This window comes from Pedobacter sp. B4419 (assembly GCF_059693725.1).
Genome location: NZ_JCASSL010000001.1, coordinates 1,406,226 through 1,427,307, shown reverse-complemented (window position 1 = coordinate 1,427,307; position 21,082 = coordinate 1,406,226). Strand labels below are relative to the sequence as shown.

At 41.3% G+C, this 21,082-nt stretch carries 22 protein-coding genes; 12 read left to right on the top strand and 10 right to left on the bottom strand.

What is annotated here, in order from left to right; genetic code table 11:
* Window positions 1-221: 221 nt before the first annotated feature.
* The 3 genes from AC570H_RS05695 to AC570H_RS05685 all read left to right on the top strand — a co-directional run bounded on the left by AC570H_RS05695 (window position 222) and on the right by AC570H_RS05685 (window position 4,020).
* Window positions 222-1,544, top strand: a complete 1,323-nt coding sequence (locus tag AC570H_RS05695) for an O-acetylhomoserine aminocarboxypropyltransferase/cysteine synthase family protein (protein ID WP_497352597.1) — start codon at window positions 222-224, stop codon at window positions 1,542-1,544.
* A 69-nt stretch (window positions 1,545-1,613) separates the two neighbouring features.
* On the top strand, window positions 1,614-2,672 hold the full coding sequence (locus tag AC570H_RS05690; RefSeq protein WP_497352595.1) for a homoserine O-acetyltransferase family protein: 1,059 nt from the start codon (window positions 1,614-1,616) through the stop codon (window positions 2,670-2,672).
* 106 nt (window positions 2,673-2,778) lie between these two features.
* On the top strand, window positions 2,779-4,020 hold the full coding sequence (locus AC570H_RS05685) for a homoserine dehydrogenase (RefSeq protein ID WP_497352593.1): 1,242 nt from the start codon (window positions 2,779-2,781) through the stop codon (window positions 4,018-4,020).
* Window positions 4,021-4,088: 68 nt separating this feature from the next.
* Here the strand turns inward: AC570H_RS05685 and AC570H_RS05680 are convergent, their stop codons facing one another.
* From AC570H_RS05680 to AC570H_RS05670, 3 genes are read right to left on the bottom strand one after another with little or no spacing between them, the layout of a single operon-like run.
* Window positions 4,089-5,426: a dihydrolipoamide acetyltransferase family protein gene (locus tag AC570H_RS05680; protein WP_497352591.1), complete on the bottom strand. Its 1,338-nt coding sequence runs from the start codon at window positions 5,424-5,426 to the stop codon at window positions 4,089-4,091.
* Window positions 5,427-5,484: 58 nt separating this feature from the next.
* Window positions 5,485-6,732: a competence/damage-inducible protein A gene (locus AC570H_RS05675; RefSeq protein ID WP_497352590.1), complete on the bottom strand. Its 1,248-nt coding sequence runs from the start codon at window positions 6,730-6,732 to the stop codon at window positions 5,485-5,487.
* Window positions 6,733-6,744: 12 nt separating this feature from the next.
* Window positions 6,745-9,399, bottom strand: coding sequence for a putative LPS assembly protein LptD (locus AC570H_RS05670; RefSeq protein WP_497352588.1), 2,655 nt, complete (start codon window positions 9,397-9,399; stop codon window positions 6,745-6,747).
* A gap of 125 nt (window positions 9,400-9,524) precedes the next feature.
* Here AC570H_RS05670 and AC570H_RS05665 point away from each other — a divergent pair, with 125 nt between their 5' ends.
* The 5 genes from AC570H_RS05665 to AC570H_RS05645 all read left to right on the top strand — a co-directional run bounded on the left by AC570H_RS05665 (window position 9,525) and on the right by AC570H_RS05645 (window position 13,474).
* Window positions 9,525-10,400 carry an N-acetylmuramoyl-L-alanine amidase family protein gene (locus AC570H_RS05665; RefSeq protein WP_497352586.1) on the top strand — a complete coding sequence of 292 codons (876 nt, stop codon included), beginning with the start codon at window positions 9,525-9,527 and terminating at the stop codon, window positions 10,398-10,400.
* A gap of 40 nt (window positions 10,401-10,440) precedes the next feature.
* The gene (locus AC570H_RS05660; RefSeq protein WP_497352584.1) at window positions 10,441-11,265 is read left to right on the top strand and encodes an N-acetylmuramoyl-L-alanine amidase family protein; all 825 of its coding nucleotides are present in this window, start codon (window positions 10,441-10,443) and stop codon (window positions 11,263-11,265) included.
* 15 nt (window positions 11,266-11,280) lie between these two features.
* The gene (locus AC570H_RS05655) at window positions 11,281-12,234 is read left to right on the top strand and encodes an MlaD family protein (RefSeq protein ID WP_497352582.1); all 954 of its coding nucleotides are present in this window, start codon (window positions 11,281-11,283) and stop codon (window positions 12,232-12,234) included.
* A 266-nt stretch (window positions 12,235-12,500) separates the two neighbouring features.
* A complete protein-coding gene (locus tag AC570H_RS05650) occupies window positions 12,501-12,857 on the top strand; it encodes a hypothetical protein (RefSeq protein ID WP_497352580.1) in 357 nt (118 codons plus the stop codon).
* A gap of 209 nt (window positions 12,858-13,066) precedes the next feature.
* A complete protein-coding gene (locus AC570H_RS05645) occupies window positions 13,067-13,474 on the top strand; it encodes a hypothetical protein (RefSeq protein ID WP_497352579.1) in 408 nt (135 codons plus the stop codon).
* 1 nt (window position 13,475) lies between these two features.
* Here AC570H_RS05645 and AC570H_RS05640 read toward each other — a convergent pair whose 3' ends face one another.
* From AC570H_RS05640 to AC570H_RS05625, 4 genes are all read right to left on the bottom strand, one after another.
* Window positions 13,476-14,387 carry a ribonuclease Z gene (locus AC570H_RS05640; RefSeq protein ID WP_497352577.1) on the bottom strand — a complete coding sequence of 304 codons (912 nt, stop codon included), beginning with the start codon at window positions 14,385-14,387 and terminating at the stop codon, window positions 13,476-13,478.
* A 6-nt stretch (window positions 14,388-14,393) separates the two neighbouring features.
* Window positions 14,394-14,780 carry an STAS domain-containing protein gene (locus AC570H_RS05635; RefSeq protein WP_497352575.1) on the bottom strand — a complete coding sequence of 129 codons (387 nt, stop codon included), beginning with the start codon at window positions 14,778-14,780 and terminating at the stop codon, window positions 14,394-14,396.
* A 35-nt stretch (window positions 14,781-14,815) separates the two neighbouring features.
* Window positions 14,816-15,769, bottom strand: coding sequence for a phosphoribosylaminoimidazolesuccinocarboxamide synthase (locus AC570H_RS05630; RefSeq protein ID WP_497352573.1), 954 nt, complete (start codon window positions 15,767-15,769; stop codon window positions 14,816-14,818).
* Between the two features lie 266 nt (window positions 15,770-16,035).
* The gene (locus tag AC570H_RS05625; protein ID WP_497352571.1) at window positions 16,036-16,998 is read right to left on the bottom strand and encodes a PhoH family protein; all 963 of its coding nucleotides are present in this window, start codon (window positions 16,996-16,998) and stop codon (window positions 16,036-16,038) included.
* A 104-nt stretch (window positions 16,999-17,102) separates the two neighbouring features.
* Between AC570H_RS05625 and AC570H_RS05620 the strand changes: the two genes are divergently transcribed.
* The 4 genes from AC570H_RS05620 to AC570H_RS05605 all read left to right on the top strand — a co-directional run bounded on the left by AC570H_RS05620 (window position 17,103) and on the right by AC570H_RS05605 (window position 18,933).
* Window positions 17,103-17,882: an SAM hydrolase/SAM-dependent halogenase family protein gene (locus AC570H_RS05620; protein WP_497352569.1), complete on the top strand. Its 780-nt coding sequence runs from the start codon at window positions 17,103-17,105 to the stop codon at window positions 17,880-17,882.
* A 10-nt stretch (window positions 17,883-17,892) separates the two neighbouring features.
* Window positions 17,893-18,177 carry a putative quinol monooxygenase gene (locus AC570H_RS05615; protein WP_497352567.1) on the top strand — a complete coding sequence of 95 codons (285 nt, stop codon included), beginning with the start codon at window positions 17,893-17,895 and terminating at the stop codon, window positions 18,175-18,177.
* 83 nt (window positions 18,178-18,260) lie between these two features.
* Window positions 18,261-18,806, top strand: a complete 546-nt coding sequence (locus AC570H_RS05610) for a hypothetical protein (protein ID WP_497352565.1) — start codon at window positions 18,261-18,263, stop codon at window positions 18,804-18,806.
* On the top strand, window positions 18,787-18,933 hold the full coding sequence (locus AC570H_RS05605; RefSeq protein WP_497352563.1) for a hypothetical protein: 147 nt from the start codon (window positions 18,787-18,789) through the stop codon (window positions 18,931-18,933). Before AC570H_RS05610 ends, AC570H_RS05605 begins: the two co-directional genes overlap by 20 nt.
* Before the next feature lie 202 nt (window positions 18,934-19,135).
* Here the strand turns inward: AC570H_RS05605 and AC570H_RS05600 are convergent, their stop codons facing one another.
* The 3 genes from AC570H_RS05600 to AC570H_RS05590 form a co-directional block, all read right to left on the bottom strand.
* A complete protein-coding gene (locus AC570H_RS05600) occupies window positions 19,136-19,351 on the bottom strand; it encodes a hypothetical protein (RefSeq protein WP_497352562.1) in 216 nt (71 codons plus the stop codon).
* Between the two features lie 44 nt (window positions 19,352-19,395).
* A complete protein-coding gene (locus AC570H_RS05595) occupies window positions 19,396-19,623 on the bottom strand; it encodes a hypothetical protein (protein ID WP_497352560.1) in 228 nt (75 codons plus the stop codon).
* 96 nt (window positions 19,624-19,719) lie between these two features.
* Complete coding sequence (locus tag AC570H_RS05590; RefSeq protein WP_497352558.1) at window positions 19,720-20,958, bottom strand: DUF1015 domain-containing protein; 1,239 nt, start codon at window positions 20,956-20,958, stop codon at window positions 19,720-19,722.
* Between the last annotated feature and the right edge of the window lie 124 nt (window positions 20,959-21,082).

Sequence of the window (21,082 nt, the reverse complement as noted above, 5' to 3'; positions counted from 1 at the left end):
GGTTTCATTTTTAAATGTAAATCAGTTTTGCTGTAACCCTCAGTTGATGTGTTGTATGTGCTGTCGCATATACTAAGCACAAAATTCTTCCCCTTTGTTTTTCAATCTGGAAGGCCTCGAAAAATCGAGGTACGCTGATCGCTAATGCTGGATTTAAGCCAAAAAGCTTCGCCACATTCGAAATTACAACATTTCAATTTTACAATTAAAACTTAGAAACCATGTCAACTTCATATAAATTCGAAACCCTGCAGCTACACGCTGGACAAGAAATAGACCCTACAACCGGCTCGAGAGCCGTACCTATCTATCAAACCACTTCCTATGGCTTTAAAAATTCTGAACACGGCGCCAACCTGTTCGCGCTAAAGGAATTTGGTAACATCTATACCCGTTTAACCAATCCTACTACAGATGTATTCGAAAAGAGAATTGCGGCTTTAGAAGGAGGCGTTGCTGCCTTAGCGGTTGGATCTGGACAAGCGGCCCAATTTATTGCCCTAAACAATATTTTACAGGCCGGAGATAACTTTGTATCTTCAAATCACCTTTATGGTGGTAGCTACAATCAGTTTAAAGTAGCATTTAAACGTTTAGGCATCGAAACCCGTTTTGCCAACGGCGATGATCCTGTAGACTTTGAAGCCAAAATTGATGGCAATACCAAAGCCATTTATGTAGAAACCATTGGCAATCCCTCTTTCAGCATTCCTGATTTTGAAAAGATCGCTGCTATCGCTAAAAAACATGATTTGCCTTTAGTGGTTGACAATACTTTTGGCGCAGCAGGTTACTTGTTCAAGCCATTAGAACATGGCGCTAACGTAGTGGTGCAATCTGCTACCAAATGGATTGGCGGTCATGGCACGAGCATTGGCGGCGTAATTGTAGATGGTGGCAACTACAACTGGGGCAACGGCAAGTTTTTTCAATTCATAGAACCATCAGAAGGCTACCATGGCTTGATTTTCGATGATGTTTTCGGACAAGATGGCCCTTTTGGCAATATCCAGTTTATTATCCGTGCCCGTGTAGAAGGCCTTCGCGATTTTGGTCCGGCATTGGCTCCTTTCAATTCTTTCTTATTGATCCAAGGTTTGGAAACGCTCTCGCTACGCGTACAACGCCATGTAGAAAATGCATTGGCTTTGGCTACCTGGCTAGAAAACCATCCGGCTGTTGCCAAGGTTAACTATCCGGGCCTAGAAAGCAGTCCATATCATGCCAATGCCAAAAAATACCTGCGTAATGGATTTGGCGCCGTACTTTCATTCGAGCTGAATGGCGAGAAGGAACATGCAACAGCTTTGGTTGACAGCTTAAAATTGGTTAGCCATTTGGCCAATGTAGGCGATGCCAAAACACTGATCATCCAGCCATCAGCCACTACGCACCAGCAATTGAGCATCGACGAGCAGCTTACAGCCGGTGTTACGCCGAACCTGCTGCGTGTTTCTGTCGGCATCGAACATATCGATGACATCATCGCCGATTTTGAGCAAGCTTTTTCAGTTGTCAATGAACAGTTAGCCGTTTACAATTAACCTTATAATATCCAAACTTAAACCTTCCAACCTTAGCACATCCAACTTTATATATACTACCAACAAAAAATGAGTACTACATCCACATATAAACACCCTAAGATCTATAAGCTGGAAAACGGCAAAAAGCTGCGTAATGTAGAAATTGCCTATCAAACTTATGGAAAACTGAATGCCAATAAAGACAATGTGATTTGGGCTTGCCATGCCCTAACCGCTAATGCCGATGTATTAGACTGGTGGGATGGTTTGTTTGGCAACAGCGCCTTGTTTAACCCGAATGAGCATTTCATCATTTGTGCAAACATTTTGGGCTCGCATTACGGCACTACCAATCCGTTAAGCGTTAATCCGGTAACTGGCCAGCCTTACTATCTTTCTTTTCCAGAATTTACCATTAGGGATTTGACCGGTTTGCACCAATTACTGGCCAATCATTTGGGGATTAACAGCATAAAAGTATTGATCGGTGGTTCTTTGGGTGGCCAACAGGCTTTAGAGTGGGCTATTGCCAAAACCATCACGGTAGAAAACCTGATTTTAGTAGCCACCAATGCGGTTCATTCGCCTTGGGGAATTGCTTTTAACGAAAGTCAGCGTTTGGCCATCAGTACCGACAGAACATTTTATGCCAACCAGCCAGACGGTGGCTTAAAAGGTTTGAAAGCTGCACGCAGCATCGCCTTGCTTTCTTATCGTACCTACGAAGCCTATACGGCTACCCAATTGGAAAGTGTGAACGATAAAACCGGAAATTACAGGGCTTCGTCTTACCAAAACTACCAAGGCGAAAAATTGTGCAAGCGCTTTAATGCCTACAGCTATTGGTATTTGAGCAAAGCGATGGACAGCCATAATGTGGGTCGCGGCAAGAAAAGCATTGTAGCGGCATTGGCCGAAGTGGAAGCAAACACCTTGGTGATCGGAATAGATAACGATATCCTCTTCCCTATCAGCGAGCAGAAATTCTTGGCCGAGCACATTACAGATGCCCGGTTCAGCAGCATCAATTGTGCTTATGGCCATGATGGCTTTTTGATTGAAACAGATAAGCTGACCAATATTATCGGAAACTTTTTAAAAGAAAGCAGCGACAAGAAAATTATCAAGTTACATCAGACAGCCTAGTGCTTAGTCGGAAGTCAGAAGTCGGTAGTCCATAGTCTAAATCACCAATGAACTAATGACTAATGAACAATTAAAATTTACTAATTGAATTAACAAAAAATATAAAATGAGCAAGAAACTTAAAATCGGATTATTTGGATTTGGCGTGGTTGGACAGGGCCTGCATGATATCATCCGTGGACAGAACTTGAATTTAGAGGTGGTAAAAATCGCCATCAAAAACCCAGAAAAGAAGCGTAGTCTTGATGCACATCTTTTCACTACCTCACATGATGAAATCCTGGACAATCCAGAAATCAATACCATTGTGGAACTGATTGACGATGCAGATGCCGCCTTTCAGATTGCAAAAAAAGCGTTGAGCAACGGAAAACACGTGGTATCGGCCAACAAAAAAATGATTGCTACGCACCTAGAAGAACTGGTGAAACTGCAAGCCGAACATGGCACTTCTTTACTGTATGAAGGTGCAGTATGCGGCAGTATTCCGATTATCCGTAACCTGGAAGAATATTACGATAACGAACTGCTCCATGGAATTAGTGGAATCTTTAATGGTTCTTCAAACTATATTCTTTCTAAAATATTTAACGAAGGCCTAAGCTACGGTACCGCTTTGCAACAAGCCCAAGATTTAGGCTTTGCCGAAACCGATCCAATTTTAGACGTGGGTGGCTATGATCCTAAATTTAAACTAACCATTGCCACGGCACATGCTTATGGCTTGTTCATTAATCCAGATCATATCTTAAATGTAGGCATCCAGAATATTTCTGATGCCGATATCCAATATGCAAGGGAGAAAAACTTCAAAATCAAATTGGTACCGACTGCCCGTAAGATCAGCACCAAACAGATCGTAACCTTTGTATTGCCAAAATTTGTAAAGGCTGATGATTTCTTGTACAACGTAGAAAACGAATACAATGGCGTAACCGTACAGGCTGCTTTCGCCGATAAACAGTTTTTCTTCGGAAAAGGTGCCGGTGGCCACCCTACTGGCGCAGCAGTACTTTCTGATATCGCAGCTTTGCGTTACGATTACAGGTACGAGTATAAAAAGTATCACCAGCAAAATGGCTTGATCCATACCGATAAAGTAAGCATCGAGGTTTACCTGCGCTATGTACACGAATATACCGTAGAAAAACTGCAGGTAGAAAATATCTCTGAGCGTTTTGCCCGTAACGACTATAAATATGTAATTGGCAGCATCAGCCTAAAAAACCTGATCGAAAATCGTGAGTTGCTGTTAAACAAAGATGTATTTATTGCCCAAACAGGCAAATTGACTTATAGCCAACAAGACATTAAGGCCATCGCTGAAGAAGGCTTGCTTGTAAACTAGCTATCAAAATATTTTTTGTTTTGTTTCTATGCAAAAAGCCCTCGAAATATTCGAGGGCTTTTGCTTTATTAAGAAATTTCTCTATTCAGATCCCAATTTTCTAGGTAATCGGCTACGCGACGAACAAATGATCCGCCTAAAGCACCATCTACTACCCTATGGTCGTAAGATAACGACAGGAACATCATGTGCCTGATGGCAATTACATCGCCAAATTCTGTTTCTAACACAGCTGGTTTCTTTTTAATGGCACCAACGGCTAAAATGGCTACCTGAGGCTGGTTAATGATCGGCGTACCCATTACATTGCCAAAAGAACCCACATTGGTCAAGGTAAATGTACCGTTTTGGGTTTCGTCTGGTTTCAGTTTAGAACCGCGCGCTCTCGAAGCCAAATCGTTAACGGCTTTCGTAAGACCAAGCAGGTTCAATTGATCGGCATTTTTAATTACCGGTACAATCAGATTTCCGCTAGGCAAAGCAGCAGCCATACCAATATTGATATCGCGTTTTTTGATAATCTGGGTTCCGTTTACCGAAACATTGATCATCGGAAAATCTTTGATGGCTTTGGCAACCGCCTCTACAAAAATTGGCGTAAAGGTAATTTTTTCGTTTTCACGTTGTTCAAAAGTCTTTTTCACCTTATCGCGCCACATCACCAAATTGGTTACATCGGCTTCAACAAACGAGGTTACGTGTGGCGAATTGTGCTTGCTCATTACCATATGTTCGGCAATCAGCTTGCGCATCCTGTCCATTTCGATAATTTCATCGCCACCGTTTAAGCTTGGCGCAGCTGCCACTGGCTGCTGTACTTTAGCAGGCTCTGCAACAGGTTTGGCTACCGGAGCGGGTTGGGCAGCCACAACTGGAGCTCCTCCGTTCTTTTGCTGTACATAATTCAACAAATCGTCTTTGGTTACACGGCCATCGGCCCCGCTCCCTTTAAGCTGATCTAATTCTGCGATAGAAATGTTTTCTTGTGTGGCTATATTTTTAACCAATGGCGAATAAAAACGATCAGATTCTTTAAAATCCTGAGGTTTGTTCGGCTCAGTTGGTGTATTTGGCAATTGGCTAATTCCAGGAATGTTCTCTGCAACTACGGCTGGAGTTTCTTGAGGAGCTTTAGTTTCTTCAACAGGAGCACTTTCTTGGCCACCTTCAGTTTCAATGATGGCAATTACTGCACCAACCTGAACAACATCGTCGGCCACAAACAACTGTTTAACCAGTTTTCCGGCAACTGGCGACGGCACTTCAGAGTCTACCTTATCGGTAGCAATTTCCAAGATGGTATCATCCAGTTGAATTACATCTCCCGGTTGTTTGGTCCATTTGATAATTGTTGCCTCGGCAACACTCTCTCCCATTTTTGGTAACAATAATTCGTATTGTGCCATAGTAAATCAATATGTTTATAATTGGTATATGGGCGCAAAAGTACGCTTTTTTAAGGATTTAATTCAAATCTTGTTTCAAGAGATTTAAGAGCATGGTTAAGGCAGCCATGGCCGATCGCTCAATATTTTGAATTCTTTTGCTGCCAAAAGTGAACAATTTGGCCTCTACTTTATCCTTGCTGGCTAGGGCAATCCACACCGTGCCAACCGGCTTGCCTGGCAAGCCTCCGCCTGGTCCGGCAATACCGCTTACTGCAATGGCATAATCCGTTTTAAAATGCGTAATGGCTCCTTGTGCCATTTCCTTAACGGTTTGTTCGCTCACCGCTCCAAAAGCAGTAAGTGTTTCGTGCTTCACTCCTAAAATCGATTCTTTTAAATCATAAGAATAAGCCACAGCACCACCGGCAAATACGGCAGATGAACCTGCATGTTGCGTAATGAGGTGGGCAATATAGCCACCGGTACAGCTCTCGGCAACAGAAAGCGTAAGTCCATGCGCTTCCATCTGGTCTAAAATTGCTTTTTCCAAGGCAATATCCTGATCAATTACTACATGCTTGGCAATCCTGTCTATGATTTGTTGGGCAAAGTAGTTGATTTCGTTGCTTAGTACTACCTCGTCCGTTCCCTTGCCACTCAACCTCAATCTCACTTGACCCAATTTTGGCAAATAAGCCAGTTTAATATGTTCAGGCAGTTTGTCTTCAATGTCTTCTATCTGCTGCGCTAAAAACGACTCGCCCAAACCCGCGGTTAAGATGGTTTTATGAACTATAGACGGGAGATTAAAAGCTTCTTTTAGCCTGGGCAGGATTTCCTCTTCCATGAGGTACATCATCTCAAACGGCACGCCTGGCATAGATACAAAGATCTTTCCATTCACTTCAAACCACATACAAGGAGCGGTACCATTCTTATTTTGGATAACAGTACAACCATCTGGCACATCAGCCTGTTTGATATTGGCTTCGATCATCGGCCTGTTTAACCGGGCAAAAATCTCGGTTACATGCGCCAAGGTAGCCTCGTCCCTACGCAAAGGCATGCCAAAATAGTCAGACAAAGTCAATTTGGTGATATCGTCTTTGGTTGGGCCTAAACCACCGGTCATTAAAATGATGTCGGCTCGTTGCTGCGCCTCATCCAATGCCTTTTTAATATGTGTAGCCTCATCCGAAACCGAAGTGATCTGCTTAACGCTCAAGCCAATTTTGTTCAGTTCCTGGCCCATCCATGCAGAGTTGGTATCCACAACCTGACCAATCAGGATTTCGTCGCCAATGGTAATGATTTCTGCTAGCATCTTTCTGTGTTATTAGTATCTGGTATAATAGCCTTTACGCTTGCTCAATTTCAAATCTTGCAATATCGAAGCTTTTACTTTAATGTCTATCGAATAGCTCTGGTAGCTGCCAAAAGGGATCCAGCTGGCGCTCAAGTCCCAACAGTGCAAATCACGATAAATGGCAAAGGAGGTATAAGACAGGTTTTTTGCCTTAAAGTCATATCCCGAGTTAAACTGGATCTTCCACTTTGGGGTCAGGTTAAAATCTCCATTAAAGTTGAGCGTATTGCTAATGTTTCGGGTGGTTTTTTGGCCGAAGGGATTGCTGTAATTAAAACTGTAGGAGAAGGCAATGTTCCAAGGAATATTGAAATCGACAAAGGCATTCGGATCTCGGCTGATGGCTTCTAACTCTTCTATCTGTTCTGGCGTACGGGCTGCTTGTTGGGTCTGGTCCTTGAGCGCATCCATGTTTTTGTTTCTGCTTTTCAAGGCATCTGGATTCAAGCTGTAGTCGAAAGAAAAAGTAAAATTGGTTAAACGGGGCAATTTTCCGTCTTTCCATACAAATTTGTCTATCTCCCTATAAGAAACCGTTTCCACCCGATTTGCCCCTGTTCCAGAAACAGTGGTCACTTTATCTACCACATACGGACTAAATACCCCACTAAAGTTAAAACCCAACTTATCGGTAAATTGCGAACGTCCACTAAAATTGATGGGTGCCAATTTCATACTGTCTTGCACAAAATTGTAGGAACTCGAAAAGGTTAAACCTTGGATAATGGGTATCTTTTTCTCTCCGGTGCCCGTGGTGTCTTTGGTCGATGCCACTTTCAACTCTACGTTATTATCAACTGAAAAACCCAAACTGGCCTGCCTCCCAGCAGATGGCCCGCCAAAAATACCCTGTTCAAAAACCGAATACTTTAAGGGTTTACCTTTGCTATCTAGTTTATATTGTCCGGTTGGCTGGCTTTGGCCTGGTCTGATATCATTGGTATAAATTTCCTGGAGCTTATAATAATTGCTGTTTGCCGAAAAATCTGGCTTGTAAGAGAAACTGATATTCGGCGTAACCACGTGCCTAATGGCTTTAATCTTGCCCAGGTTCTTGAAATCTTTTCGTCCATAAAACTTGGTCGACATCCCCATGCTCAATGAATATTCCCCAGCACGCCTGAAGCCGTTCACCGTATCTACCGCTATACTGTCAACTCCCGGCGATTGGATGTAACGATTTCTGATGGTCTGAAAATACCAGCGCTCATTATAATTCGCACTTGCATTAAAATTGAGGTATTTCAATACGTTAAAAGGCAAGCTGATGGGTATGCTGTGCTGCATCCCATTCTTGAAACGCTTTAATCCATCTTTATCAAAAAGCAGGTCTTCTTTTGTATTTACGGTATTACTTGCCTGCAAACTATAGCCCACGCTTAGCTTTTCGTACCATTTTGGAGTACCAGTACTTAATTTTGACTGGAAGGGGTTAATGGTCGACATGTTCAAACTGATCTGTGGCAGTGTTAAGCTAATGGTTTTGTTCTGTGTTTCCTGAGAGTGGGTTAAGGCCGCTGTTAAGTTGAACAAACCATCGCCAAACACTTTACCATAAGAAATACTCGAACTCATTGTATTCTGGGCAATCTGACTGATGTCATAACTACCATTGGCGGCAGTAGTTCTAAAGTAATTTCCTGTACCTGCATTTACCGAAGCACTAAACGTAGTACCTGGTCTGGCATTGGCATTTTGCGAATGCGTCCAGCCAATGTGAAAGTTCTTTTGTGGCGTATACTCTGGCGTTCCTTCCAAACCATTTCGGGTGCTGGAATAGGCCAAGTTAAAATTGCCATTGTATTTGTATCGCTTGATGTAATTGGTAGCCAAATTAAGATCGTAAGAACCATTGGTGAAAATATTTCCCGTAAGCTTGGCATCCCAATAATCGTTTAAGGCCAAATAGTATCCCCCATTGGTTAAAGAAAACCCTTTGGTGGCATCCTCTCCTGGCGTGGGCAAGATAATACCCGAAGATTTTTTATTGGGCTTGGGGAAAAAGCCAAAGGGAATGGCTATAGGCAAGGGTATCCCCTCAAACTCCATGTAAACGGGTCCCGTAATGATCTGCGTTTCGGTGGCTATACCTTTAGTAATATGTATACCGTAATGCGGATGGGGTAAATTACAGGTACTATAAATGGTACCCTTTACGTGAAATTCGTTGTCAGGCTGCACCTTGGTTTTGCCGCCAGAAAAAAAACCACCCTGCTGTTCAGTATATACCCCATGTACCACCCCTTGGTGTGCTTGGGTATTATAGGTTAACGAATCGGCTATTGACGAACCTTCCTGGCCCATCTTAAAAATTGGGCGGCCAACGTATTTGCCTTTGTCTGTCTTAACTCCTCTGGCAAAAATGGTATTGTCTTTGGAGTTGAACCTGATGTAGTCGGCATCGAGTTCAAAATCTTCGTAAATCACGCGCGCCCTGCCATACAAATGGATGATGCCGTTTTTGCGGTCGGTACGGATAGAATCTTGAGAATAATATTCCAGTTTGTCGTCGAGGCTGCTTTTGGTCATCTTTTTTTTGACCTTAGCTGTATCGGTTTTGGAAGTGTCGGTTTGTTTAGTGGTTTGTTTAACTACTTGTTGGAACTTGAAATTAGACAAAGCCATAGCTTTATTCCCCGCAACTGAAAATAAAAGAGTAGCCGTTATGAAAATGATATTCCGTAAAAGTTTCAAATTTGTGCGTGAATGTTATTTTTGCAATAATGTTTATCCCAAAACGTTCAAAATTAATGAAAAATATACCAATGGTTAGGTCAAATAAAATTTTGATGGTTATTATTTCTGCCTTGTTGCTATTAGGCATTGATAATCAATCATTTGCACAGGAATATAAAATAAAAACAATTGTCATAGACGCAGGGCATGGTGGCCGAGACGGCAGTACGCATGGACTTTACTCTACAGAAAAAGATGTGGCGCTCAAAACGGCATTGCGCCTGGGTAAGCTGATTGAGGAAAACCTAAAAGACGTAAAAGTAGTTTATACACGTACAACAGATGTATTTATACCGCTTTACGAACGTATTGGACTAGCCAACACCGTAAAAGCAGATCTTTTTATTTCTATCCACTGCAATGATATGCCAGTATATTCTACGCGCTATGTCAGTGGCTATACACGCAAAAGAGGCAAAAAAGTGCCCATCTATAAATACAGAAGCGCCAAAAGCACCTCAACCCGCGGAACAGAAACATTTGTATCGGGTACCGGAAGGATAAACGAGCAAGACGATGCCATTAAAAGGGAAAATGCATCTATCTTTTTAGAGGACAACTATAAGGAAAACTACGAAGGCTTTAACCCCGATGATCCCGAAAGCGCCATTATCCTGTCGCTGATGAAGAATACTTTCAGGACCCAGAGCTTAAAACTGGCTAAATTCGTACAGGATGAATATGTTAAGGTGGGCCGGATCAACCGTGGCGTACAGGAAAAGAGCCTAGCCGTATTGGCACGCGCCGGAATGCCAGCCATTTTAACCGAAATCGGCTTTATCAGTAATCCTCCCGAAGAAGACTACATGAACTCGGAGGCCGGACAAATAGAAATTACTGAATGTCTGCTCAAAGCCATACAAGCTTATAAAGCAAGTATAGAAATCTAATTCACATTATTTATTGTAAATTTGCACCAAATAAAGTTAAATGAACCTGAAGAATTACCTGTCTATTTTCATTATATGTAGCTGTTTTACCTTGCAAGCCTTTGCCCAAGGGTATAAAATGAAGACGATAGTAGTTGATGCCGGCCATGGCGGCTTTAGGGGCGGTGCATCGGGTTCTTACTCCTCAGAAAAAAATGTGGCCTTACAGGTAGCCCTCAAGCTGGGCAAAAGATTGGAAGAAGTTTTTCCGAGCATCAAAGTGGTGCAAACCCGTAAAACCGATGTAGATGTAGATTGGTATAGAAGGGCAGAAATTGCCAATGACTTAAAAGCCGATCTTTTTATTTCCATCCACTGCAACTCTATGCCAGACAACAGGGTAAAGACGGGTACTGACAAAAAAGGCAGGCCTATTTATAGCTATGTTAAAAACAAAACCACTCGGGGTACCGAGACTTTTGTAGGCGCTTATAGGCGTATCAATGAAATGGATGCAGGCCTAAGAGAAAACGAAGAGATTATCAAAGACAAGGACTACAAGAAAAAAGGCACTTATGATCCGACAGATCCTGAGGAATTAATTATGCTATCTTTGTACAGGTCTTTATACAGGTCAAAGAGCTTAAATTTGGCCCAAAAGATACAGAAAAACTATGCTGAAGTAAACAAAAGGGTAAACAGAGGTGTTAAAGAGCAGGGCTTATTGATCTTGCAAAGAGCAGCAATGCCTTCTGTATTAACCGAAATTGGTTTCATTTCCAACCCTGACGAAGAAGATTACATCAACTCTGCCAGCGGACAAGAAGAAATAGTAAATGCAATTGTAGATGCAATTAAACAATACAAAAAAGAAGTTGAGAACTAAATAAACCCAAACTACGTGAAAATCAAAAACGAAACTAAAGTAGGCGTTCTGGCGGCATTTGCCATAGCCTTATTGATCATCGGCTACAACTTTTTAAAAGGAAATTCTATTTTTTCGAGCGAAACCGTACTCTATGCCAAATATTCTCATGTAGATGGCCTTACTGTATCTAAGCCGGTACTGATTAACGGTTTTCAGATTGGTCGTGTAGATGCGCTTGAACTGAAACAAGACGGAAGCGTTGTAGCTACCTTTAAGATCAAATCACAATACGAAATTCCAAAAAATACGGTAGCTCGCCTAGAAAGTACCGATTTATTGGGTGGCAAAGCCATTGTAATGGTTTTGGGCGATAGCAAGGAATATGCTGAAGACGGCTATACCTTAAATGCCAACGTGGAAAAAGGCTTGATGGAAGCGGTACAGCCTGTACAAAAGAAAGCAGAGCTGATCATTGCCAAAATGGATTCTATCTTAACCAGCGTAAATTCTATCCTAAATCCTAATTTCCAGAAAAATGTAGACCGCAGTTTCAACAGCATTGCTTCTACCCTAACCTCTTTAGAAAATACATCTAAAAAAGTAGATGCATTGGTAGGCTCTGAGAGTTCTAAACTTTCGAACATCCTTTCTAATGTAGAAGCCATTACTGTTAACTTTAAAAACAACGGCGCCAAGATCGATGCGATTTTGGCTAACCTGAATACGGTGACAGACAAAGCGGCTGCGCTTAACTTTAAGCAGACAATTGACAATGCCAACAAGGCCGTAGCCGATTTGCAAGGTATGGTAAGCGAGTTGAAAGGCGGAAAAGGTACTTTAGGCCAATTGCTTAATGATACCAAGATGTACGATAACCTGTCCAATGCTGCTAAAAACCTCGATAACTTAATGATCGATTTAAAAGCCAATCCGAAACGCTATGTACATTTCTCTGTATTTGGCGGTGGCAACAAAAAAGACAAATAACCGTATCTGATAATATAAAATATGCAAAAGGGCCAGGATTTCTTCTGGCCCTTTTTCTTTGCTTTTCATTCCCCAACTATTGTGTATTAATTTCCACAAATGGGTAATTATGGGAATATTTTTCTACACCACAAAAAGATACATCCAAGCAAGAAAGTGATTTAGCTTAGTCATATAGATGTTCAAACATGTATTTAGCATTTTATAGCAAAATCAGCACTACAGGCATATTTATTGGATAATGGGATGCATAACGTATCATCCCCATGTCTGTTAGAATTCTATTGGCCACTATATGCTTATCCATAATTGGCCTTATTGCAAAAGCCGAAGAAGGTTGCCTAGTAGGCGATGGCTATCTATATTACAATTACAAAACAGAATGGCAGGGATATGCTGCCTACAGGAAATCTAATACTGATAGGGTCTACTTTAATAACACTTTTTGCCAAGAAATACAAGATCTGTGCAAAGTGGAAAAAAATTCAAATACTAATTCTTATGACTGGGGCCTTCTGTACACCTTTTCTTTTGTCAATTGCCCATTAGATGACCATACCGATACGCTATTGGTTATAGCTGCCGGTTTCGGACTTTTCTTTTTGAAAAGGAAAAAACAATAAGCACTATTTTTTAACAAACAAATCCTTAATATAAATCCCTCTTGTATGCTCAACAAGGGGGATTGCTCTTTTTTAGGGTAAAACGTTGAAGGTGAAAGGTTGAAGGTGAAAGGTTGAAGGCGAAAGGAGTTTATACTTGCTGTTTTTTTGCTTTAAAATTAATTTAGTACATTTACTATCAACCGGTTAACCCTAATTATCATTATTTTATGAAAAAACTATTGCCTAAAACACAGTTGCTAATTTTAGCCTGTATAGCTGGTCTAATGGTTTCTTGTAAAAAAGAAAAGCCAGCCCCGCCTCCCCCTGTTGCTAATCGCAGTTGGATAGAAAGTTCGAGCAGAAAAGATACTATTGTTTTTATTGGCGATCAAAATATTTTCCTGCTCAATAGAGGAAAAGAAATGCGCAATGGCTACCTGCTTCCCAAAATTTGGAGTGGCCATTACATGTATAATTTTAAAAAAGACAGCATTGGCCTTAATTATGCACTTTCTAGCCTATATGCCACTAAATTCTACTCCTACAAGATAGAAAACGATAAATTATATATTGGCGATTTTTACCAAAAAGGCACCGTACAAGGTCAGATTCTAACTTTTGAACGATTAAAATAGCTTAAATTTCGTAAGTAAGGCCTTCTATGGCTAATTGTGTTGCAGGGAAAACGCTCTTCGCCTCGTCTAAAAGCTCTGCCAACGTTTTGTAGCGCGATGAAAAGTGCCCGATGAGCAATCTCTTGGCATTTACGATTTGCGCCACCTGCGCAGCCTGTAAAGCCGTAGTATGGTGGGTTTCTTTTGCCCTGTCTAACATATCGTGCAAAAACGTGGCTTCATGATACAAGGTATCACAATCTTTGATGCTATCGAAGTAGCGTTCATCAAAGAGCGTGTCAGAGCAATAGGCATAAGATTTAGGCACAGCCGAATCCGTAGTATAATCTATATTCAGTAGTGTATCCCCGCCAGGCAAATCTATATCTACCCCTCTTTTTAACAAAGGATAATATTCAATAGGTACATTTTTAGCCTCCAGTTTGTCGACCAATAACTTCCGTAACCGCTTTTTCTCGGTGAACTTAAATCCTGTGCAGGGAATACGATGGTTCAAAACAATCGTCTCTACAACTACATCCCTATTTTCGAAAATAACGGCAGGGGTTTCTGGATCAATGCCAAAATACACAAGTTCATACCTTAGCTTGGTATCCGAATGCTTAAACTGGAGCTCTAAAATCTCCTGAATTGCCTTTGGCGCAAAAATATGCAAAGGCTTGATCCGGCCGTTGAGGTGCATGCTCGACAGCAAGCCAATCAAGCCAAAATAATGGTCGCCATGCAAATGGCTGATAAAAACAAAATCTATTTTGGAAGCTTTTAAACCAAATTTGATCAGCTGCTGTTGCGTTCCTTCGCCACAGTCGATCAAATAAAACTTTTCGTTGCAGTTTAGTAATTGGGCAGTTGGATTTCTGTTAAATACTGGAGTAGCGGAACTGCTGCCCAAAATGGTTACCTCAAATTTCATTCAAGCTCATCCTTTATCTACACTGCCGCGAAGCTCTTTTTCAATTTCTTCCATAAAGATGAGATCAGTAGCCTCATCTAGCTTGTTTACAAAAGTAACCGATTGGTGGAGGTTAGACATTTTTACAATATTGGCAATGTTTTCATTTACGCAACACACTACAAAAACACCACCGGCGCTCTTGCAAAGCCTATCTCCTACTAGTAAACTGCTCAGGTCTTGCGAATCGATACACTCTTTCACTTTAGACAAATCAAGTACAATATTGCGGTAGCCTTCGGTATTTAACAAAATGAATTCAGACTTTAAGGCCGGGGTATTGTCATTGGTGAACCTAGGCTCATCCAATTTTAATACCACATATTTTTCGTGCTTATCAGTTGAGAATTTCATGTTTTTATATTTTTTATTGAAAACGAAATTAACGATTATTTTGACAATAGCTCGTTAATTGCGCTTGTGGTATTTTTTTCTATTCTGTTTAAAATGTCTGCAGATGGATTTTTGACGAATTTCTCGCCGGTAATCTGCTCGTACAGCTCAATGTAGCGGTCAGAGATCGAATCTACGATTTCTGGTGTCATTACTGGCACTACCTGCCCGTCTTTTCCTTGGAAATTGTTCTCGATTAACCATTTACGGACAAACTCTTTCGACAATTGTTTTTGGGCTTCTTTGTTTTTTTGCCTTTCCTCATAGCCTTCTGCGTAAAAATAACGAGAAGAATCCGGGGTGTGGATTTCGTCGATCAGGTAAATCGTATCTCCAACTTTTCCAAATTCGTATTTGGTATCAACCAATATCAGGCCTCTTTCTGCGGCCATTTCGGTACCACGTGCATAAAGTGCATGCGTATAAGCCTCTAGTTTTTCGTAATCCAATAAGGAAACGATGCCTTTTGACAAAATATCCGCTTTAGAAATATCCTCATCGTGACCAACAGATGCTTTTGTAGTTGGCGTAATGATTGGCTGTGGCAATTTATCGTTTTCGCTCAGTCCTTCTGGCAGGGATACGCCACAGATGGTTCTTCTCCCCATACTGTATTCGCGCCATGCATGGCCAGCCAAATAGCCCCTGATTACCATTTCAACTTTAAATGGCTCGCAAATGCGACCAATCGTCACCATTTCGTCTGGCGTAGCCAATACCCAATTTGGAACGATGTCTTGCGTAGCTGCCAAAAACTTGGCCGCAATCTGGTTCAGCACCTGTCCTTTAAAAGGAATAGCTTCGGGCAGCACCACATCGAATGCCGAAATCCTATCGCTAACAACCATCGCCATTAACTGATCGTTGATGGTATAAACGTCGCGCACCTTGCCTTTATAATAATTGCTTTGTTGCGGAAAATTAAAATGGGTTTCTTTTATTGCTCTCATTAGCCTATAAAAATACGATTTTAAAATAAAACCCTACAGTTTTGATTGCTGCAGGGCTCAAATTTATTGCAGTTTAGCTAGAACCTGTTCAAAATCAGACTGAAAAAGGTTGATGCTGTAGAAGGTTAAAAGTTGAAAGTTGAAGGTTAAAAGTTGAAAGTTGAAGGTGAAAAGTTGAAAGTGAAAAGTTGAAAGTGAAAAGTTTAAGGTTGAAAGTATAAAGTTGAAAGTAGAGTAAAGACTCCGACTTAAGACTATAGACTAAATTACTGAATATCCCCGTAGGCTTTCAAAATAGCTTTCACCAATTTATGCCTCACCACGTCTTCTCCGCTTAGGTAAATAATATCTATGCCTTTAATTTCGGTTAAGATCCGCAATGCATTATGCAAGCCCGATTGCGATTTCTTTGGCAAATCGACCTGGGTAATGTCACCTGTAACGATGAATTTAGCCGTTGGCCCCATACGGGTCAGGAACATTTTCAGTTGCAGATCGGTTGCATTTTGCGCCTCATCCAATATCACAAAGCAGTTATCGAGCGTACGGCCACGCATAAAAGCCAAAGGCGCTACTTCGATGGTTCTGTTTTCTAAATAGAGTTTTAGTTTTTCCGGCGGAATCATATCATCCAAGGCATCGTAAAGCGGACGTAAATAAGGATCTACCTTTTCTTTCAGATCGCCAGGCAAAAAGCCCAAGCTCTCTCCCGCCTCTACGGCCGGCCTAGTTAAGATGATTCTTTTGATTTCCTTATTCTTCAATGCCCTTACAGCCAAAGCCACCGCGGTATAGGTTTTACCTGTACCTGCCGGACCGATGGCAAAAAGCACATCGTTTTTGCCGATACTGTCAACCATTTTGCGCTGATTGGCCGTACGGGCCTTTATCATCAGTCCATGATTGCCATAAACAATTACTTCGCCACTATTAACTGCAGTAATTGCAGGTGCTTCATCTGTTTTAACAGTTGTTTTTTTGGCACCTAAAATAGATTCGACATCGTTATGCGACAATGTCCTGTATTGATCAAGGTGGGCTACGAGTTGTTCGAACTTCTGCTCAAAAGCCTTTAATTCAGCCTCATCTCCCAACGCCTTAACGTCGTTTCCTCTTGCCACGATCTTTAATTTCGGGAAAGCAGCCTTCATCAGCTCGTAGTGCTCGTTGTTGGCGCCCCAAAATTGTACCTGATCGGTTGTTTCTAGTGTAAGCTTCAGTTCGTTCAAAATATTGTGTTTTATTATTTAGATTGTCTATTTTGATTTTAATTTTTGAATATTTGTAGGCGATTTGCCCCTACGCAAGAATAAGAATAAATATTGAATTTTTAATGGCGATTATCACATTAACAACAGACTTAGGCTCCAAGGATTTCTACCAGGCCGCTCTCAAAGGGGGCATCCTGAGTATCTTGCCTACAGCCAATATTGTTGATATCACCCATGAAGTTCCTTCTTTCAACATTTCTTATGCCGCATTTGTACTTAAAAACTCCTACCCCTACTTTCCCAAGCATACGGTACACCTCATCGGCATCGATTCTGTATATAACGAAAAAACAAAATATGTTGCCCTACGCTATAAAGACCACTTTTTTGTAGGTGCCGACAATGGGATTTTCTCTTTGCTGTTTGATGAGAAACCCGATGAGATTGTAGAGCTGAATATTATGCAGGACCTTAAATACCTGCATTTTCCCCTGGTAGATATTTTTGTAAAGGCCGCCATCCATTTGGCCAAAGGGGGCAAACTTAAAGACATCGGCATTGCGGCCAACGATATTGAGCAAAGGATGTTACTGCACCCTGTAATTGAGCGCGATATCATTAGGGGAAGCGTAATTTACATCGATACTTTTTGCAATGTGATTACCAATATCACCAAAGATCTCTTTACCAAAATACAGCGCAACCGCGATTTTACGCTTTACTTTAGAAAAAGCGAAACCATTACGCAGCTCAGCTGGCACTATAACGAGGTGCCGGAGGGAGAAAAACTCTGTTTGTTTGGCATTAGCAACCATTTAGAAATTGCCATCAACAAAGGCAAAGCCAGTGGCTTGTTGGGCTTGCACCTGAGCGATATTGTTCGGGTAGAATTTCATCCATAAAATTGATCTGATGCTAGTTCGAGTAGTAAAAATGCATTTTGAAGCCGATTTTATTGCCGATTTCAAAAAACTGTTCTCAGGTGTAAAGGCTAAGATTAAAGCTGCTGAAGGCTGTGAAAGCGTACAGTTGTTGCAGCATGAAACCGAGCCAGCTATATTTTTCACCATCAGCCATTGGCAAAGCCCGGCACATTTGGAGCTGTACCGCAGTTCGACCTTGTTTAAAGAAACTTGGGCCATCGTAAAGCCTCATTTTGCACATAAGGCAGAGGCTTGGAGCCTAAACGAATTCTAATTGCTAATCTACCACAACAATTTGTTGCTAAACAATGGCAAAATTATATTGTTGTATTGGTATTGAATTATTCTCTATTAAACATGATGATCAAAAAAACAACATTGCTATCGCTGTTGGCTATTTTATTCGGCTTTTATTCTTTTGCACAAGACACTACGGCTTATCAAATCCAACGCTTAAAGATTAATGGTTTATTGGCCGAAAGAAGTGCCAAATTTGGCCAATATGAAGAAAGCTTAAATGCCCGCACGGGTATCTTTGGCTTTCAGACCAAGAACGACATCAGGAATTCGAATGAAATTTTGAGGCAGATTGCCATTAACGACAATAACATTTTTCAGGAACTCAAAATATTGCTCGATTACAAGGATGTACAAATGCAGCAAGTGCAAACTACGGCTACTACAACATCCGAGAGCATATTGAATTACAGAAAAAGCATCAAAAGCCTGCAAGACCAAAATGAAGAGCTGGGCAGTCAGCTGAAAAAGACGGAAAGTGCCAAAGGCATGGCCTATTTATTCATGGGTATTGCATTGTTAGGCTGTGCAGCTTTTGCTTTGTTATGGAACAAAAAACAGAAAGAACTGAAAGAATTAAGAAATTATGAAAAGGCAAATATTTAAGCTTTTGGTAAAATTCAACAAATTGGTATTGCCCAGTTATTATCAGAAAGACCCGATGAAGCTGAGCACTTTCCAGAAAGCCATATTGGGCTTCAGGTATTGGGCTTTGACGAATTCGTTGGAGTAAGTGAGGAGTGCGTATGGCGTAGTGAGTATTGCGTATAGCGTAAAGCGTAGTGAGTATAGCGTAGTGCGTATTGAGTATGGCGTATGGCGATAGTATTCTTTACTTAAAAAAGCCACAGATAAACAGCTTACTGGCTTGTTTAGCGCCAAAAACCTGTAAACCTGTGGCCATCAAATTTTAAAATAGCCTTAGTAATTAAAGGTTATTGCCATGAGCGGCAAACATGAACGAAGTCGCTGCCGTTAAACTCTGGGGCACAAAAGTTATCACAGCAACATGGAATTTCTAGACAGGAAATCGTTGCACCTGCCAACAAGCAAGGCTGGGTACCATCATCTGGCACACAGAAACCTGATCCACCTGTTACTTTTTTCATTTCGGCACGTGTTAATGCCTTAACAGCAAATTGTGTTTTCATATCATTTATTTTAGGTTAGGAATGATTAAAGAGGTGTTAACGCATTAGATTGCCCTGCAAACATTAACTACATTTTCGCCGTCAAATTCAGAGTTACAATAAAAATCGCAACAACAAGGCACATCCAAGCAAGAAGTGGTTGCTCCGCCCAACAAGCAATACCTGGTTGGATCGTTTTGAGGGATGCAATAACCATCGTCAATCCCTCCTCCTCCAGTTACTTTTTTCATCTCGGCACGCGTTAATGCCTGAGCAGTTAATTGTGTTTTCATACAAATCCAGTTTTGATCTCTACCCTTAAGGTAAGCGTAAACAAACTGACCTGCAATTAATTACCGTTAAATTTTAGTTCTATTTTTTTACAAAAATTATCCCTTAAAGTAGTGGGATAAAAGTCCGACCAAGAATTTGGGTTCTACCCAAGTAGATTTGGGAGGCATTACCTTATTGGCATCGGCTACATTAATGAGCTGTTCTATGGCCGTTGGCACCAACACAAAGGCTACTGCATTGGTACCGTTATCCACTTGTTTTTCGAGTGCTTTGAGCGAAGTTTTTCCACCCTCAAAAGTAATTCGGGCATCTGTTCTTGGGTCGGTAATGCGCAACAAGGGAACCAAAATATGATCTTGCAAAATACTCACATCCAAACAGCCTACCGGATCATCATTATAAAGATGGGCTTTGGCTTCCAATTTATACCATCCCGACTTCAGGCACATGCCAAACTGATGTAAATCAACAGGCTTGAACTGTTCAGGCATTTTTTCTAACTCAAAAGAACTGCTAATGGCTTTTAAAAATTCTTCCTCCGTTAAACCAGCCAAATCCCTTACTAAACGATTATACTCCAGCACTTTTACTTCCTGGGTATCCATGTATACCGTAGAAAAGTAATTGAATTCGGCTGTTTCGTCGTTCGCATACAGTGCTCTTTTGTGCAGGCCCATTTTGGCCATCGAAGCTGCCCTATGGTGTCCATCAGCAATGTAAACTGCGGGAATCTGCGCAAAAGTACCAACCAAAAGCTCCAGGTCTTGCGGTTCGTCTACAATCCAAACCCGATGTTCGGTAGCATCGGCAAAAGAAAAATCTATCGCTGGTTTTAATGCCGTGTATTTTTCAATGAGCGTTTTGATAAGCGCATTCGGATGGTAGGTAATCAATACCGGATTGGCATCTAAATCAGTTTGTTGCAGGTACTCCGCCAATAACCTTTCCCTTCTCTCTACCGTGTGCTCGTGTTTTTTAATATGGCCTTCTAAATAATCGTTGATGTGGGTAAGCGTCCATATGCCTGTTTGTACCAGTCCATCATGCTTCACCTGATAAATGTAAATGGCAGGCCGTTCTTCTGTAACCAGGATTTGCTTTTCGATGAAATCGTCGAGGTTTTCACCAATCTTTTTAAATACCAATTCTTGTCGCGAACCACGCAAATAAGGATTGTCCAATTCCGGATTAATCAGGTGCAAAAAACTCACAGGATTTTCAGAGGCAATCAGCCTGGCCTGTCCGATACTGTAATTTTCCAGCGGTCGCGTAACAACGCGATCGAGCAATGCTAAAGAAGGTTTTAAGGCACAGAAAGGCTTGATCCTCGCCATAAGGATTTATAAATGGTTTAGGGCGAAGATAGGTTTGCTCATTGTCTTTTTCAAGATAAATGCATTAATTTTCTCTAAATACGTCTTATAAGGTCAAAAAAAAAATCTCCAGCCAAACGACCGG